This window comes from Pseudoalteromonas sp. JB197 (assembly GCF_002332205.1).
Taxonomy (GTDB): domain Bacteria; phylum Pseudomonadota; class Gammaproteobacteria; order Enterobacterales; family Alteromonadaceae; genus Pseudoalteromonas; species Pseudoalteromonas nigrifaciens.
Window position 1 is genome coordinate 79,431 of the sequence record NZ_NRGZ01000002.1, and the last position, 17,635, is coordinate 97,065.

Sequence of the window (17,635 nt, forward strand, 5' to 3'; positions counted from 1 at the left end):
GTTTTGTCCTTTAGTAATTATTTAGTTTAATAAAGCTATCTAAACATGTTTTGCCGCATTCATAAAGCATTAAGGTTATACAAAATAGCGTAAATGATTTATCGCCACCCTAACTTAAGCTACACTACAACGCTATTTATAAAGTGCTGTACACCTAAAAAGCAATGCTGATGAATAAAGTAAATGCAGTCATATTTTTTAATATTACCCATTAATAAAAAATGACTTTATAAGCATTGAACTTGTGTAGAACTAGTGCGCTAAATTTACTGTACTACTACCGTTATTATTGTAATAACCATCACAAAAAATAAGCTTACCTGTTTCTATATGGGTAAATTTAAACTTACTAATAAGAGATCCTAGCCAATGAAAAAAGTGCTGGTAATTGGCTACGTATGGCCAGAGCCCAACTCATCTGCTGCAGGCACGCACATGATGTCGTTATTAAATGCCTTTAGAGCCCAAAACTGGCAAGTAGAGTTTGCAACGCCGGCACTGCGCACCGAGCACATGGTCAACCTTGACGACTTTGGTATTAGTAGCCAGAGCATTGCGCTTAACTGCGAAAGTTTTGACGATTACGTTAAAGCATATGCTCCCGATATCGTTATGTTTGATCGCTTTATGATGGAAGAACAGTTTGGTTGGCGCGTTGATAAGCATTGCCCGAATGCGCTGAAAATTTTAGATACTGAAGATCTACAATGTTTGCGTAATGCCCGCCACGAAGCCCACAAAGGCGAGCGAGAATTTACCACTAACGACTTGCATTCAGACATAGCAAAACGCGAAATTGCAGCCATCTTACGTTGCGATTTAAGCCTTATTATTTCTAGCTATGAAATGAGTTTACTTAATGATGTATTTAAAATAGAGCCTAGCTTATTACACCATTTACCTTTTATGGTCGATTTAAACACATTGCCCACCAGCACTAAAACCTTTGAGCAGCGCCAACACTTTATGACCATAGGTAACTTTAGGCACGCGCCAAACTGGGATGCAGTGCTTTATTTACAACAAATTTGGCCTCTTATTCGCAAGCAACTGCCTAAAGCTGAGCTGCATATTTATGGATCGTACCCGCCGCCAAAAGCAACTGCACTTAACAACCCTAAATCGGGGTTTTTAATTAAAGGCTGGGCCGATAATGCGTTTGAGGTAATGCAAAGCGCACGAGTATGTTTAGCACCACTGCGTTTTGGCGCAGGTATTAAAGGTAAATTACTTGAAGCCATGATTATGCAAACCCCAAGTGTTACCACTAATATTGGCAGTGAAGGTATGCATAATGAGTTACCTTGGCCTGGAAAAATAGCAAACACCGCCGAAGATTTTGCAAATGCAGCCGTTGAAATGTACAACAATCAAAGTGAATTTGAACAAGCACAACAAGATGGCAATACACTCCTTAATACGCTGTATGACAAAGCCCAATTAAGCGCTGCGTTAATTCAAAAAGTCGATTCAATAAGTAGCGATTTAAATGCCCATCGCGAAAAAAACTTTACAGGCCAAATGCTCAAACATCATACAATGCGCAGCACACAATACATGTCGCAATGGATAGCTGAAAAAAATAAAAAATTAGATTAAAAATGACTAGACACACACCAATTAGTGTTTAAAATCGCGCCCATTAAACGTGGGCAAATTTTTAATACCAATCTACCTTAAACGGTACAATTCAGCGAGAATTAAAATGAGCCTAGACAAGGCGCTTGAATGATAAAATAGTGGTTCTATTTTGAGTTCGAGGAACGCAGTATAAGCTCATTTAAAACTCGCCCAAGGGAGCTCACCAGTGACATTTCTTCTTCGTTGGCAACTTTTGAAAGGGAACCACCCTTCCTACATGTTGCCCACTTGAATCAAAAGCCACTGGATGAACTCTGAATTAGCACTTTTTATGGCAGATTAGTATTTTTTGTCTATATTTTTAGCTTAGTTATTTAACCGTTGGCTTAAAAGCATTTGAAAAACGCAACCTTTACAGAAAAACGCAAATTTATCGTTAAATTAGGTAAAATGCTGCACAAATATGGTACGCCCGCATACCGCTTAGAAGCGCATTTAATGGAAGTTGCGACCTACTTAGACCTTAAATCGTCGTTTGTTATGTCGCCTACCTCTGTTACCTTTGTTATTTGGACCGACGGCCACGAAGACGAGTATACCCATGTTGCACGGGTAGATCCTGGCGATCACGACCTAGGCTCACTTGCCGACACCGACGACTTAGTTAATCAAATGCTTGATGGCAAGTTAACCTTGCACGAAGTGGACGAACAGCTAGACATTATTTTTGTTGCTCCTAACTCTTACAATAAACTCACTACAGGCATTGCGTTTGCCACATCTGGTGGTGCGTTTGCTATGTTAATGGGCACCAGCTGGTTTGATGTAGCTTGGTCTGCGTTACTCTCATCTCTTGTATACTTGTTTGTGCTTTGGTCGGGGCGCTCAAAACGTGTCGCCCACATGCTTGAGCCTTTGGTAGCAATTGTATCGTCAATCGTTGCCTGTGCTATTAGTGTTTATTTTGCGCCAGAGATCAATATACGTTTAGTGGTACTGTCGTCCATCATTGTATTTATTCCGGGTTTAGCATTAGCCCTAGGATTAGCAGAACTTGCAGCAAGGCACTTAGTGTCGGGTACAGCACGGGTGATGGACTCATTCATGTTGCTGTTTAAACTCTACTTTGGTGGTTTTATTGGCATAGGTATTGGTTTTGCATTATTTGGACAGGCCGACTTTGTGCAACCTGCGCCACTGCCAGCGTGGACGCCTTGGCTTGCTATATTTTTGCTGTGTAGCAGCCTAATAGTCATATTTAGAACCAAGCTTAAACATGCCGTGTGGTCTATTGCATCTGGTTTTATTGCTTATGGCACCAGTATTGGCTCAGCTATGTATCTCGATTACACCTTAGGGACCTTTGTTGGCGCATTAGCCGTTGGCATATTTAGTAACTTATTTAATCGCGTGGCCAACGCCCCCGCTTCTATTGTTGCTATGCAAGGCTTAATTGTATTAGTACCGGGTAGCAAAACCTATATTGGCTTAAACTCGCTTATTGAAGGTCAAGACTTTGTTTATGCAGAACATATAGGCCAGCAAACGTTTTTAATTTTTATGTCGCTAGTAGCTGGGTTAATTTTTGCCAACGTAGCACTACCACCTAAAAAGAGTTTGTAACGCGCTTTTCTCACCTATCCAATAATTAAAATATACGCCAACATTTGTGATAAAAGTTGGCGTCATTACTTTTATCACCGCTTTATCCATTAACCTTTATAAACAGTGTGTTAATCGCATTTTTTAGCCTATTACATCAGCCTTGCTATACTGCCAAGTTAACGTGTATATAAAGGAAAGTTTAATGTTAAAACTTAGCTTAGTGCTTGCAATGGGATTATCTAGCTCATTGGTAAGTGCTTCAACAGTATTAACGGTTGAAGATATCCCTAAAATTCAATCAGTTATTCAAACCAGTATTAGTCCAGATGGCGATAACGTCGCTTTTACTCGTTCGGTGCCGCGTGAGCTGTATGTTGATGAAAATGGCACTAACTACCGTGAGCTGTATGTGGTTAACGACAAAGGTGTAGAGCGCCCTTTTATTACCGGTTCGGTTAGTATTAGCAGCATTCAATGGTCTAACAACAGTAAAACCATCTACTTTTTAGCAAAATTAAAAGATGACAAATTTACCGCGCTTTATCAAATTCCGGTTGATGGAGGCCAAGCACATAAAGTACTGTCATTAAAAGATACCTCTATTTCAAGCTACGCACTAAGCCCTGACAATAAACACCTCGCTATTTTGGCAATGCCAGCAGCTGATAAATCTGATAAAGAGCTTAAAAAATTAGGCTTTATGGCAGAGGTATACGAACAAGGTTTAAAAAACAAACAGCTGTTTATTGCTGATTTAAAACAAACCGATAAGCCACTTTCACCTGCCGCGCTCAATGTAGCTAACTATGTTAGTGATGTTAACTGGGCTGCCGATGGCAAAAAGCTACTGGTTAAAACTCAGCCTACTGCGTTAATTGATGATAAGTACACAAGATCACAATGGCACTTGTTTGATATAGCAAGTAATCAAGTAACTATGTCGTTTGCCACAGAGGGTAAGCTTGGTACAGCAGAGCTTTCTCATGATGGTCGTTATATCGCAATTTTAGGCGCACAAGATAAACACGATCCTGCTACTGGTCGCTTATTTTTAGCCGATACAAAAAGCGGTAAAGTAGATGAGTGGTTACCCAACTTTAGCGGCCACGTAGCCGATATTGAATGGCAGAATAAACGCAATACCTTAAACTTTATTGCCAATGTAGGCACCCAAAGCTTTGTCGGCAGCATTAAAACCGGCAGCAATAAATACAAAAAAATAGTTAAAGAAGGTCAATTTATTGCCTCAAGCCTAAGTATCTCTGCTTCAGATAAAACCTTAGCGCTGCGCGCCAATACCGCAAAACATCCTAACGAAGTGTTTATTGTTCGTAGCAAAAAAGCAGAGCGTTTAACCGATTCAAACACGTGGCTAAACGACAAGCGCTTTGCCAAGCAACAAACAATTAATTTAAAAGCCCGTGACGGCGTAGAAATTGATGGTGTACTTGTGTATCCGCTTGATTATAAAAAAGGGACACGTTACCCATTAATCATGTCGGTACATGGCGGCCCTGAAAGCCATGACAAAGACGGTTGGTTAACTAACTACTCACGTCCTGGTCAAATGGGAGCAGCTCGTGGTTACGCTGTATTTTATCCAAATTATCGTGGCTCAACGGGTAAAGGGGTTGATTACTCTAAACTTGGCCAAAATGACTACGCAGGCAAAGAGTTTGATGACTTAGTAGATTTTAAAAACCACCTTGTTGATATGGGTTTAGTAGACACTAAACGTGTTGGTATTACTGGTGGCTCATACGGCGGTTATGCTTCTGCGTGGGGCGCAACAAAATTAACTGAGCACTTTGCTGCCAGCGTAATGTTTGTTGGCGTATCTAATCAACTATCTAAGTTTGGTACTACCGATATATCTAACGAAATGAACCTAGTACATGCTCGTTCATACCCTTGGGATAAATGGCAATGGTACTTAGAGCGCAGCCCTATTTATTGGGCTGGACAATCTAAAACACCGTTATTAATTATGCACGGTAAAGACGATCCTCGTGTACACCCAGCGCAATCAATGGAGCTATACCGCTACATGAAAGTGCAAGGTAAAGACGTGCGTTTAGTTTACTACCCTGGCGAGGGCCACGGTAACCGTAAAGTAGCAGCTCAGTACGACTACAGCTTACGTTTAATGCGTTGGATGGATAACTACCTGATCGATGGCAATAAAGACATGCCCGCGTTTGAAATTGACCACGCAGCTAAACTTAAAGCAATAAAAGACGCAAATAAATAGCTAGCTAAATACGGTTATGAATAAGTAAGTTATTTTATTACAGGGCTAGTAGCAATATTAGCCCTTTTTGTTGTTAGCTTTATACAGTGCATAGTAATTTTTACACACCTCTCAAATAATCTCTTTGTAATAAAAACAAAACCCCTTGTATTACAGTGTATTAAAAATGGCCTTATATTTGCTTCATATTATTTAAACAATGAGTAAAGTAGGAAATAAAATGAATATTTTTGAAGCACTACGCGCCGATCATGACATACAGCGTAAGTTAGTAGATGCGCTTATTCAAACTCATGGTGATACAGATGAGCGTCAAAAGTTAATGCTTGAACTAAAAACACAGCTAAAACAACATGCAAAGTTTGAAGAGCGTTATTTTTATAACCCACTGATGTTTGAAGATCTAACCCATGAAAAAGCCCGCCATAGTGTGGCAGAACATCATGATATTGATGAATTAATTGAACAACTTGAAGAAACCGATAGGAGTTCACCAGCGTGGTTGGTTGCTGCTAAAAAACTCCATCATTTAGTGCATCATCATTTAGTGCATCATCACTTAGATGAAGAAGAGCACGAAGTATTTCAACTAGCCGGCAAAGCACTAACCGAAGGGCAAAAAGAAAGCTTAGCTGAGCACTACAACGATGCAATGCACTAACTGCATGCAGTAACTACTTTATACGCTATAACTTTAACTTTGATACACTCCCTTGTGTACTATTTGGTTATAAGCCAAGCGGCTTATAACCAATTTTTTATGTATTACTTTATAGTAAATTTTACGTCTTGGTCGCGCAGTAAATACAACGCAAAACACGCTGCCCACATTGGCCATGCAGTAAAGAATAATAAGTTGTTAAAGCCATCTATGTACTGGTTGTACGATGAAAGTGTAGACAAGCCATGCATTACAAAAATGATTCCGTAAGTAAGTCGCTTTTTAATACCCGCCAAAAATGCTAAGACTAAAACTAATTGCAGCGCACCTAACACATACGCCACTATATCTGTTGACCCACTAATGCCATAAAACTTTTCAAAAATACCGGCGCTATGTGCCGGATTCACAAATTTATCCAGCGTCCACATTATCATTACAATAAACTATTAAATTACCAAGACCGTATAACTTGGTTTTTATTTCAAAAAAGCATAATTATTTTTAATTACCCTTACCTACTTAGCTTATTAACAGTTAAAGCACGGCTTATTTTAAGTATTTAAACGCTGTACATAAAAGCTAATAAATATAATAGGTTAACTGCTGGCAAGTAGACTACAATTTAAAAATATGTTTAAAAGCAATTATTTATAATCTGTGTAATATCGTCACTCTATTGCTATTTTTTTACAAATGAAACGGCAATATTTTATTAGCACGCTTTAAACGCAGCTGTTTTGTTATGCCCTAAAAAATAAAAAGAATCGAAACTTTACTGAAAGTTATTTTTACACCTTTCGGTCTTTATCATCATCAACTATTAACAAGAAAGAGAAAGCCTTGAAATACCAATACTTAGCCCTATCGTTAGCAAGCGTATTAAATACCCCACTGCTGGCGCAAGCTGCCCAAAGCTCAACAGTAACAACCAATAACACCATAGAGCACATTGAAGTAGCTGGCCAAGTTATTAAATCTCAAGGCCTTTCAGTTAAAGATGCCAGCATAGATGGCCCATTTGGCGACAACTTAGCACTAAAAGACATAGCACGTTCGGTAACGCCTATTTCGAGCGAGCTAATAGAGCAGCTTAACATTACCACGTTACAAGATGTGCTTGCAGTAAGCCCTAATACCTATTCAGCCAGTGGTTTTGGCGCGCCAAGTTTACCCACAATACGCGGCCAATTAGGTGAGCTTTTTCAAGATGGTACACGTCGTCAAGCGGGCAACAATGGCTTTGGTGTACCGTTATCGTTCAACGCTATAGAACAAATAGATGTAGTAAAAGGTGCGCCACCGGTATTATTTGGCTCAAGCCAACGCAATGGTGGGTTTGTAAACTTACACTCTAAAAAAGCCGCTACAGACGAAAGTAAAGGTAAAGCAAGCTTATCGGCAGGACGATGGGATCAATATCGTGTACTGGTTGACTACAGCGCCCCCATAGTAAAAGACAAAGTAGGTTTTAGAGTTAGTGCAGAGCATATTGATAACGGCAGTTATTACGACTACTCTGGCACAAAAAGCGACAGCTTATTTGCCGCGCTGCGTGTATTTCCTGATGATAAAAGCAGCTGGGATCTTAATTTTGAATTATACCAAGTTGAATTTACCGATAACGCCGGTATTAACCGCCCTACTCAGGCGTTAATAGATGACGGACTGTATATTACCGGCCAAGGTGTGCAAGCAAATGGTAGCACTGTACCTTTAGCGGGTTCGATTATTTCGCCAACCGGGCAAGTTAAAATAGACCGTAGTACAGTACTGACCGATCCTGATAATCAAAACGAAGCCACTACTTACTTACTACACAGTATTTATAAACGTGAGCTTTCTAGTAACGCGTCAATTAAAAACATTTCCTACTTTCAGCATTTACAACGTGATGAAATTGCACAAAACAGCTTTGTTGAAATTATAGATGGTGCCGATACCGCGCAAAACCGTACCGAGCTTACCTACCTTTGGAATAGTAACCAGCAAACTATTTTTGCCTTTGATGTACGTTATAACCGCGTATTAGGTTACAGCCAATTTACCACCGAAGCCGACTTACCCATAGATTTAACTGGCCCACTTTCAAATAGGCGCATTCCTTTAACTGATGCACAACAAGCACGCTTTGTTGAACTTCGCCCAGGTGTATTTGTATCGCCGGGTGGTCAGTACGATATTAATAACGACGGCAGTGGCGACTTTAACTTATCAGACACCACAGACTCACGCTCATGGCAAACAGGGGTGGCTATTCAGCAAGATTCAGATTGGACTAGTAAGTTTCATACCAGTGTTGGCTACCGCGTTGATTTTTATGACGTAGAAGCAAACGACCCAATAGCACCTGTAGGGCAAATTGCCGCCAGCGACAGCATTAACGACACTTTGCATTCAGGGCAAGTAAGTTTTAATTACCGACTAAGCGATGATTACACCACTTATGGCGCAGCAAGTTACAACGAAGCCACATCAAATAGCATGGCTGGCGGCACTACACTTGGCGGCGACAATACCACTAGTGCGCAAAATTTTGCCACCGAAAATACCCTAGTTGAGTTTGGTTTAAAATATGCACCAACCAATAGCGATTGGTACGCCGATGGCGCAATATTTAGCCAACGCCGTAGTTTACGTAACCGCGATGGCAGTAATACCGGTATTCGCACCACAGGTTTTGAAAGCCAAGTATTTTACGATGCCTACCCGTACTGGTTAAGCGCAGGTTATAGCTACATTGACGCCCGCTACGATAATTCTGCAAGTAGTCAAGATTCTGCCCAAGTAGCCGATGCATTTGACAACTCACGCCCTGATATTATTGCAGGCACCAGTGTGGGCGCTCCTAGTTTTACCGCATTTGCGCCTTCAAGTAGCCAAGTTCAAGGCATTCCAGAGCAGTCTTTTAGCTTTAACGGAAATTATTCAATTAATTCGAAATGGCAAACGGGTTTTTCAGGTCTATATACAAAGAGTTACCCATTAGACTTTTTGGCAACCGTACATATTCGCGATCAGTACACATTAAACGTAAATACTAGCTATGCTTTTACGCCTAGCACCAAGTTACGCTTAGATGTAAACAACGTTACCAATCAAAAAAATTGGCGCCCTGTATTTGAAGGCGGTTATTTTGGTGCAACCTTGGCTTTTCCTGAATTACCAATAAACGCCAAGCTGACGCTTACGCATAATTTTTAAAGGCAAGTTTGAAAGAGAGAGAACATGATTAAAAAAATACTTTTGTTATTGATTGCAGCGGTCGCCATCAGCCTGTTCTTTCATTTTGATTTGCACCAACTACTTACGCTTGAGGGCTTAAAAGGGTCGATGGATCAGTTTAGCCAATATAAAGCGCAATCTCCGCTATTAATCATTGGCGGATTCTTTTTATTGTATGTGGTGGTTACTGCGTTGTCTTTACCGGGCGCGGCTATTTTAACACTGGCAGCGGGTGCTTTATTTGGCTTAGTTGAAGGCTTATTGGTTGCATCGTTTGCATCAACCATAGGTGCCACACTGGCCTTTTTAGTATCACGTTACTTATTGCGCGATACCATTAAAAAGCGCTTTCCTGAGCGTTTAGCAGCCATTGATACAGGCGTTGAAAAAGAAGGCGGCTTTTACTTATTTACGTTGCGTTTAGTGCCGGTGTTTCCGTTCTTTTTAATCAACTTGTTAATGGGCGTAACAGCCATCAAGTCATGGACTTTTTACTGGGTAAGCCAAGTGGGTATGCTAGCCGGTACATTTGTATTTGTTAATGCCGGTACGCAGCTTGCTCAAATAGAGAGCTTATCGGGCATTTTATCGTTGGACTTAATTTTATCATTCGCTTTATTGGGCGTATTCCCATTTATTGCTAAAGGGATCTTAAACGTGTTTAAAAAACGTCGTGTATACAAAAACTATACTAAACCTAAAAGTTTCGACCGTAACATGATTGTTATTGGCGCGGGTGCAGGTGGTTTGGTAACAAGCTATATTGCCGCTGCTGTTAAAGCAAAAGTAACCCTTATTGAAGCGGGCGAAATGGGCGGCGACTGTTTAAACTACGGCTGTGTTCCAAGTAAAGCGATAATTAAAAGCGCTAAAATTGCAGAGCAAATTCGCCACGGTGAGCACTACGGCCTAGAAAACATGACACCGCAGTTTTCGTTTAAAAAAGTAATGGCCCGTGTTCATAAAGTAATTGCCGATATAGCACCACACGACAGCGTAGAGCGCTACACTAATTTAGGCGTAGACGTAGTAAAAGGTTACGGTAAATTAATTGACCCGTGGACGGTAGAAATTAAACTCAACGATGGCGGCACACAAACATTAACGGCACGTACTATTGTAATTGCCACTGGCGCACGCCCATTTGTACCGCCACTACCCGGTATAGAAGAAACTGGTTATGTAACAAGCGATACCTTGTGGGATAAATTTGCAGCGCTGGATGAGGCACCTAAAAAACTTGTAGTACTTGGTGGTGGCCCAATTGGTAGCGAATTAGCACAAAGCTTTGCCCGTTTAGGTTCAAGCGTTACGCAAATTGAAATGGCGGAGCGCATCATGATCAAAGAAGATCTTGAAGTGTCTACCTTTGCTCATGAAGCATTGAGCGAAAGCGGCGTTAACATTTTAACCTCACATCAGGCATTACGTTGTGAAGCGCGCGACGGTAAAAAGTACATTATGGTTAAACGCCTTAACGAAGGCAATGATGAAGAAATTGCTATTGAATACGACGAACTGCTATGCGCTGTTGGCCGCAGTGCCCGCCTTAAAGGTTACGGCCTTGAAGAGCTAGGCATAGAAACAAACCGTACAATAGTCACTAACGAATACCTAGAAACGCTATACCCTAATATTTTTGCCGCTGGCGATATTGTTGGCCCGTACCAGTTTACGCACGTCGCGGCTCATCAGGGTTGGTACGCAGCAGTAAACGGCTTATTTGGTAACCTTAAAAAGTTTAAAGTAGATTACCGCGTTATTCCATGGACTACGTTTATTGACCCAGAAGTAGCACGTGTTGGCTTAAACGAGCAAGACGCAAAAGATAAAGGCATAGATTACGAAATTACTCGCTTTGAATTTGAAGAGCTAGACCGCGCAATTACCGACAGCGCCACAAAAGGCTTTATTAAAGTAATTACCCCTAAAGGCAAAGACAAAATACTCGGTGTAACTGTGGTCTCTGAACACGCGGGTGATTTAATTGCTGAATTTGTACTGGCCATGAAACACGGTTTAGGCCTTAATAAAATACTGGGCACTATACACAGCTACCCTACTTGGGCTGAAGGCAACAAATACGCTGCAGGCGAGTGGAAACGCGCCCATGCACCTGAAAAAGTACTTAACCTGCTCGAAAAATATCATACGTGGCGTCGAGGCTAATATGTTTAACACAACATTAAAGCCTTTATTATTAAGTGCGACATTACTTGCGACGGCGCTTATAACGTCGCTTTCAAGCCAAGCGCAAAGTACGACTAATAACCTGCACGATAGCTGGAATGCATTGCTAAATAAACATGTTGTCGCTATTAACCATAATCACAGCACAGAGGTTGATTACGCTGCAATACAAGGTGATCATACTCAGCTAAAAACGTATTTAGATTCGTTAAGTGCTGTAACACAAAACGAGTTTGACGCGTGGGAAAAGCCTAAGCAACTGGCGTTTTTAATTAATGCGTATAATGCATTTACCGTAGAGCTCATCGTTTCAAACCTTGGCAGTAAAGAGCCCCAAAACCTTAAATCAATAAAAGATTTAGGCAGCTTTTTTAGCTCACCGTGGAGTAAAGCGTTTGTGCCACTACTTGGTAAAACTCGCAGCCTTGATGACATAGAGCACGGTTTAATTCGTGGCAGCGGTAAATATAACGACCCACGTATTCATTTTGCTGTAAATTGTGCAAGTATTGGTTGCCCTGCGCTGCGCGGGGAGGCATTCACAGCTACTGAACTAGAGAGCCAATTGCAACAGCAAACGGTGCGTTTTTTATCTGATACAACACGTAATTTTGCGCAGGAAAATACGCTAAATATCTCCTCTATATTTAAATGGTACGGCGATGACTTTGAAAAAGGTTTTAGAGGTGCAGACACGCTACAGCAGTTTTTACTGCAATATAGCGATGCACTTAAACTAGTACCCGCTCAGCAAAAAGCGCTTAGAAATAATGACATGAAAGTAAAATTTTTAGACTACAACTGGGATTTAAATGCACGCCAGTAAGTTTTGGCAAACAGCTACGCGATACAGTGTTTACTGTGTCGCGTTTTGCGTTTGCTTAATAACAAGTTTAAGCACTTTTGCTAATAATAACGCTCAAAATATGAGTAAAGATTTAGTCACTCGCTGGAAAAGTATTGAAACGCTTGGTAATAACCAAAGCGTGTACTTTTATGCCTGGGGCGGCGACGCGCAAATAAATGCCTATATTCAATGGGCTGCCCAGCAAGTTAAAACTAAATATAATATTAACTTAGTGCATGTAAAGCTCAGCGACACCAGCGAAGCAGTAAGCCGTGTGTTGGCCGAAAAATCAGCACAAAATAATGACCAAGGCAGTGTTGATCTGGTATGGATAAACGGCGCTAACTTTGCCACCATGAGCGAGCACGCATTGTTGTTAAAACAGTGGGCGAATAAACTGCCACACTTTGCATACACAGATCCCGCTAATAACCCAGCTGTTAATTTTGACTTTGGTATACCCACAAATGGTATGGAAGCACCGTGGGGGCAAGCATCGCTCACCTTTTATTACGACAGCATTGCAATAAATGAACAAACAAACAACAAACTCCCTACTACATTAAACGAATTATTAAACTGGAGCGCACAAAACCCGGGGCGTTTTAGCTACCCAAAGCCGCCTGATTTTTTAGGGATGAGCTTTTTAAAATACGCCTTAGTAATACTGCATCAGCAAAGTAGTGAAAGCATTAAAGCGCAGTTAAACCAAGCGGCTACCGCTAACAACACAGCACAAGTGTTAACCCCACTGTGGGACTTTTTAAATAAGCTACACCCTACGCTTTGGCGTGGTGGCACTCACTTTATGCAAAGTGGCGCGCAAATGCGCCGTTTAGTAGACGATACCGAGCTAAGTATTGCCTTTACCTTTTCAGCACCCGAAGTGCCCGCAGCAGTTAAACGCTTCGATTTACCAAAAAGCATTCGCAGCTATGCAATGGCTGATGGCAGTTTAAGTAATACTCACTTTGTGGCAATTCCTTATAATGCAAGCCACCCGCAAAGCGCGCAATTAGTCGCTAACTTTTTATTAAGCCCAGAGGCGCAAGCCCAAAAGCAAAAAGCACATATATGGGGCGATAAAAGCGTACTTATTCAATCAAGGCTAACGCCAGAACAACAAGCTTTGTTTAAAACAGCTAAACCGCATCCAAGTGCACTGCCTTTTAACAGTATTAAGCGCACATTGAGCGAACCTCATCCAAGCTGGGTTAACGCCATAATGCAAGGCTGGCAAACTCGCTATGGGGTAAGCCAATGAGTGCTGTTAGTAATAAAGTGGCGACAAGCCGTCGGCCTCACGCCCGTAAAAGCCATGATATGTTTAGTAAAATAGTTAAATTAAGCCCACGCTTTTTACTCATTTTACTTATTTTACCCGTACTTGGCGGCTTAATTAGTGTGTTACTACCCGCCTTTGGTTATGCCCCTGCACTTGATCAAACAACATTTGGCTGGCAAGGTTTTACCATGCTTTGGCAAACACCCGGCCTGGTAAATATGGCCATGCTCAGTATTGGCACTGGTTTAATAAGTACCTTACTTGCTTTTATTATTACTTTGATGATTTTAGCCGCTTTTTTTAACAGCCCTTGGCTTAACCGCATTCAGCGTTTACTGAGCCCTATTTTAGTTATACCTCACGCTGCAGCGGCTATTGCGGTAGGTTTTTTAATTGCCCCTTCAGGCATGATTTCGCGAATTATATCGCCTTGGTTAAGCGGGTGGGAACTTGCACCAAACGGCCTATTTCCGCATGACTCGTTCGGCATTAGTATAATTTTAGGGTTAACGCTTAAAGAACTGCCATTTTTGTTATTAATGGCACTGGGCGTACTGGCGCAGCCTGAGCTTGGCAAAAAATTACGCCAGCAACATAAAGTTGCGCTTAATTTGGGTTACTGCCCCATGACCGCCTTTTTTAAAGTAATACTCCCTAGCCTTTACCCACTGCTGCGTTTACCTATTTTAGCTGTGCTCGCTTATGCCAGCGCCAGTGTAGAAATGCCACTTATTTTAGGCCCAAATACACCGCCAACATTAGCGGTAGCTATTATGCATTGGTTTAACGATGTTGATTTAAACTTACGTATTAAAGCCTCAGCCGGTGCTTTGCTACAACTGGCACTCACGGGTGGGTTACTTGCGCTTTGGCTTAGCGGCGAAAAAGCGATAAAGGTATTGTTTAGCGATTCACTCACTAACGGGGTGCGCGAATACGGCGGGTTTTATTGGCAAAAACTAACGATAATACTCACAGCTTTAGTGATCGGTTTTATTTTACTGTCGCTAATTGCCCTTATTTTGTGGTCGGTTGCCGGCTTTTGGCGCTTTCCCGATGCACTCCCTGAGCAATTTACACTACTGCATTTTAACAGTGCATTAATGCAAATGAGCAACCCGCTTTTTAATACCCTAGCTATTGGTTTAGTCACAACGGTATTTGCCATTACAGTTACTTTATTGTGCTTAGAGTCGGAGCAGTTAAGCGACAAACCCATCTCTCGCTTTACCAGTTTGATTATTTACTTACCGCTATTAGTACCCAGTATTGCCTTTTTGTTTGGCCTAGTATGGATACAACAATGGGTAAATAACCAGGCCGCATTTTTTAATGTGGTATTTACACATTTACTGCTTGTTTTGCCTTACGTATTTTTGTCACTCGCGAGCAGTTATAGGCGTTTAGACCCTCGCTTTGCGCGCGTTGCAGCAAGTTTGGGCGCAGCGCCTTGCAAAGTGTTTTTTAAGGTGAAATTACCGCAGTTATTTGCACCTATTTTAATTGCAGCCGCATTGGGGTTAGCGATCAGTTTTGGCCAATACTTACCAACACTTTTAGCCGGTGGCGGGCGTATAGCCACCATAACAACCGAAGCCGTTACCCTGGCAAATGGCGCAAGTAGGCGCACCAGTGCCGTATACGCTATTATGCAAATGGCACTCCCGCTTATTGGATTTATACTGGCATGGGTTTTACCTAAGTACTTTTTTAAAAGCGCACGAGCGTAAAGCTCCCACAGTTAACAGTATTGAGTTAAAGGTTTTTTAATGCAGTCATCTTTACAGATTAAAAATTGTCAGCTTTATCGCCAAAACGAGCGACTACTTAGCTTAAACGAGCAAGTTAATGGCGGTGAAATTCTAACGATTATGGGCCCATCGGGCAGCGGTAAATCAAGCTTACTAAATTGGCTTACAGGCACTTTACCCAGTGGTTTTAAAGCCACTGGAGAGGTGTGGCTTAACGGTAAAAATATAAATGATTTACCCACGCATTTACGCCATATTGGCGTACTGTATCAAGACGCTTTATTGTTTTCGCACTTAAGTGTGGCGGGTAATATTGCTTTTGCTATGCCCAAAGGGGACAAAAAACAACGCATTGACAAAATAGCACACGCACTTGAGCAAGTTGGTTTAAAAGGAATGGTCAATCGCCATCCCGATAGCTTGTCGGGCGGTCAACAAGCACGTGTTGCGCTATTACGTCTGTTATTAAGTGAGCCAAAAGCTATTTTACTCGATGAGCCTTTTAGTAAGCTCGACACGCAACTGCGCGTTGATACACGTGAACTGGTGTTTAGCCAAATACGCCAACATAAACTGCCTGCCATTATGGTAACGCACGATCATAGCGATTACGACGCTGCAAACGGTAAACTTTTCACCTTAAATACTGTACTTTAAGCGCACAAGGCCCCCTATGTTAGATAAATTTATCACCCCTGTAATAAAACCACTGTTAAAGCCTGTGGTAATGCTAATACATAAATGCGGCATAACACCCGATCAGCTAACAGTATTTGGCTTTTTAATTGGCTTGCTCGCAGTGCCATTACTTGCTTTTGAAATGTGGTACGGCGCATTAGCTGCCATTGTTTTAAATCGCATTTTAGATGGGCTTGATGGCGCACTAGCACGCCATGCTAATTTAAGCTCAAGCGCCGGCGGCTTTTTAGATATTACACTCGACTTTTTATTTTACGCGGCCATTCCGCTTGGCTTTATTTTGGCAAACCCCGAACAAAACGCCATTGCAGGCGCTATATTACTCGCTGCATTTATTGGCACGGGTTCAAGCTTTTTAGCCTTTGCCATAGCCGCTGAAAAGTTTAAGCTCGAAAAACCGCAATTTAAATACAAAAGCTTTTACTACCTAAATGGCTTAACCGAAGGCACAGAAACAATAGCGCTATTTATAGCCTTTTGTATTTGGCCGCAGCACTTTGCCCTCCTCGCTGGTATATTTGCTTTTGCCTGCGCCATTACCATATTTACCCGTATACATGGCGGCTACCACACACTTAAACAGCAAGAAGCCAATGAGGTTATAAATAATAATGACTAACGAAGTTTGGTGGCGACTCGGTTGCTTTTTTAGCATTTTAGTCATAATGATGCTGCTTGAATGGCGACAACCCGCAAGGCAATCGCCCATTAAAAGCAGCACTCGCTGGTTTGCAAATTTTGGCTTAGTGTTTGCCTCATCTATCATTGCGCGCTTAGTTGTACCACTTGGTTTAACCGCAGTAGCACTTTACAATCAAGAGCACAGCATTGGCTTATTTAACCAACTAGCCATACCTAGCATAATAGCCATAGTGCTAAGCCTTGTACTGCTCGATATACTCATTTATTGGCAGCACAGATTGTTTCATAAAGTGCCACTATTATGGCGTTTGCACCGCGTACACCACGCCGATGCGCATGTAGATACCAGTACAGGCCTGCGCTTTCACCCTATTGAAATAGGTCTTAGCATATTGATTAAGCTTGCCGCCATAACTGCTCTTGGCGTGCCCGCCATTGCAGTACTTATATTTGAAATAACACTCAATGGGTTAGCACTGTTTAACCACGCAAATATTCGCTTGCCAAACGCAATAGAAAAACCACTGCGTTTAATCCTGATCACCCAAGCGCTGCACCGCATACATCACAGCCAAAACCCCGAAGAAACAAACAGTAACTTTGGGTTTAGTGTTACTTGGTGGGATAGACTTTTTGGCAGCTATAAATCACAGGCAAACCAGCCTGATAAACGTATTGCACTTGGTTTGAGCCAATACCCAAACCCCGAACAAAATTCATCCTTGTGGCAATTGTTAATAATGCCATTAAAAAAATAGCAATACGGCTAATGAAAACGCCCATGTACACCTTTTAAACCTTTATTTATAACATTACTTGGGCATTTAACCGTTCCTGTTAACAAAAACACCCTGTTAAAAGTAAATCAATTGTAAATTATTTAAACAATTTCTTGACC

Annotated in this window: 12 protein-coding genes and 1 pseudogene; 12 read left to right on the plus strand and 1 reads right to left on the minus strand. The window is 41.5% G+C overall.

Features of this window, described 5'->3' with window-relative positions:
• Positions 1-369 precede the first annotated feature (369 nt).
• The 4 genes from CIK86_RS15600 (at position 370) to CIK86_RS15615 (ending at position 6,098) form a co-directional block, all read left to right on the plus strand.
• Positions 370-1,599, plus strand: coding sequence for a glycosyltransferase (locus CIK86_RS15600; protein WP_086994632.1), 1,230 nt, complete (start codon positions 370-372; stop codon positions 1,597-1,599).
• Between the two features lie 378 nt (positions 1,600-1,977).
• Positions 1,978-3,204 (plus strand): threonine/serine exporter family protein, encoded by a 1,227-nt coding sequence (locus tag CIK86_RS15605; protein ID WP_041454906.1) that lies wholly within the window; start codon positions 1,978-1,980, stop codon positions 3,202-3,204.
• 184 nt (positions 3,205-3,388) lie between these two features.
• Positions 3,389-5,437 (plus strand): S9 family peptidase, encoded by a 2,049-nt coding sequence (locus tag CIK86_RS15610; RefSeq protein WP_086994635.1) that lies wholly within the window; start codon positions 3,389-3,391, stop codon positions 5,435-5,437.
• Positions 5,438-5,657: 220 nt separating this feature from the next.
• Entirely contained in the window at positions 5,658-6,098 is a 441-nt protein-coding gene (locus CIK86_RS15615; protein ID WP_086994638.1) for a hemerythrin domain-containing protein, read from the plus strand.
• 104 nt (positions 6,099-6,202) lie between these two features.
• Here the strand turns inward: CIK86_RS15615 and CIK86_RS15620 are convergent.
• Positions 6,203-6,559, minus strand: a pseudogene (locus CIK86_RS15620) (hypothetical protein).
• Positions 6,560-6,941: 382 nt separating this feature from the next.
• Between CIK86_RS15620 and CIK86_RS15625 the strand changes: the two are divergent.
• From CIK86_RS15625 to CIK86_RS15660, 8 genes are read left to right on the plus strand one after another with little or no spacing between them, the layout of a single operon-like run.
• Positions 6,942-9,302 carry a TonB-dependent receptor gene (locus CIK86_RS15625; protein WP_086994641.1) on the plus strand — a complete coding sequence of 787 codons (2,361 nt, stop codon included), beginning with the start codon at positions 6,942-6,944 and terminating at the stop codon, positions 9,300-9,302.
• Positions 9,303-9,326: 24 nt separating this feature from the next.
• Complete coding sequence (locus CIK86_RS15630) at positions 9,327-11,492, plus strand: bifunctional TVP38/TMEM64 family protein/FAD-dependent oxidoreductase (protein WP_086994644.1); 2,166 nt, start codon at positions 9,327-9,329, stop codon at positions 11,490-11,492.
• 1 nt (position 11,493) lies between these two features.
• Positions 11,494-12,339, plus strand: coding sequence for a DUF547 domain-containing protein (locus tag CIK86_RS15635; protein WP_086994648.1), 846 nt, complete (start codon positions 11,494-11,496; stop codon positions 12,337-12,339).
• Positions 12,326-13,624: an ABC transporter substrate-binding protein gene (locus CIK86_RS15640; RefSeq protein WP_086994651.1), complete on the plus strand. Its 1,299-nt coding sequence runs from the start codon at positions 12,326-12,328 to the stop codon at positions 13,622-13,624. The genes CIK86_RS15635 and CIK86_RS15640 overlap by 14 nt, the downstream gene beginning before the upstream one ends.
• Positions 13,621-15,375, plus strand: coding sequence for an ABC transporter permease subunit (locus CIK86_RS15645; RefSeq protein ID WP_086994655.1), 1,755 nt, complete (start codon positions 13,621-13,623; stop codon positions 15,373-15,375). Before CIK86_RS15640 ends, CIK86_RS15645 begins: the two co-directional genes overlap by 4 nt.
• Positions 15,376-15,414: 39 nt before the next feature.
• Positions 15,415-16,053, plus strand: a complete 639-nt coding sequence (locus CIK86_RS15650) for an ATP-binding cassette domain-containing protein (protein ID WP_086994658.1) — start codon at positions 15,415-15,417, stop codon at positions 16,051-16,053.
• 16 nt (positions 16,054-16,069) lie between these two features.
• On the plus strand, positions 16,070-16,714 hold the full coding sequence (locus CIK86_RS15655) for a CDP-alcohol phosphatidyltransferase family protein (RefSeq protein WP_086994661.1): 645 nt from the start codon (positions 16,070-16,072) through the stop codon (positions 16,712-16,714).
• On the plus strand, positions 16,707-17,495 hold the full coding sequence (locus CIK86_RS15660) for a sterol desaturase family protein (protein WP_086994663.1): 789 nt from the start codon (positions 16,707-16,709) through the stop codon (positions 17,493-17,495). Before CIK86_RS15655 ends, CIK86_RS15660 begins: the two co-directional genes overlap by 8 nt.
• The last annotated feature ends 140 nt before the right edge of the window (positions 17,496-17,635 follow it).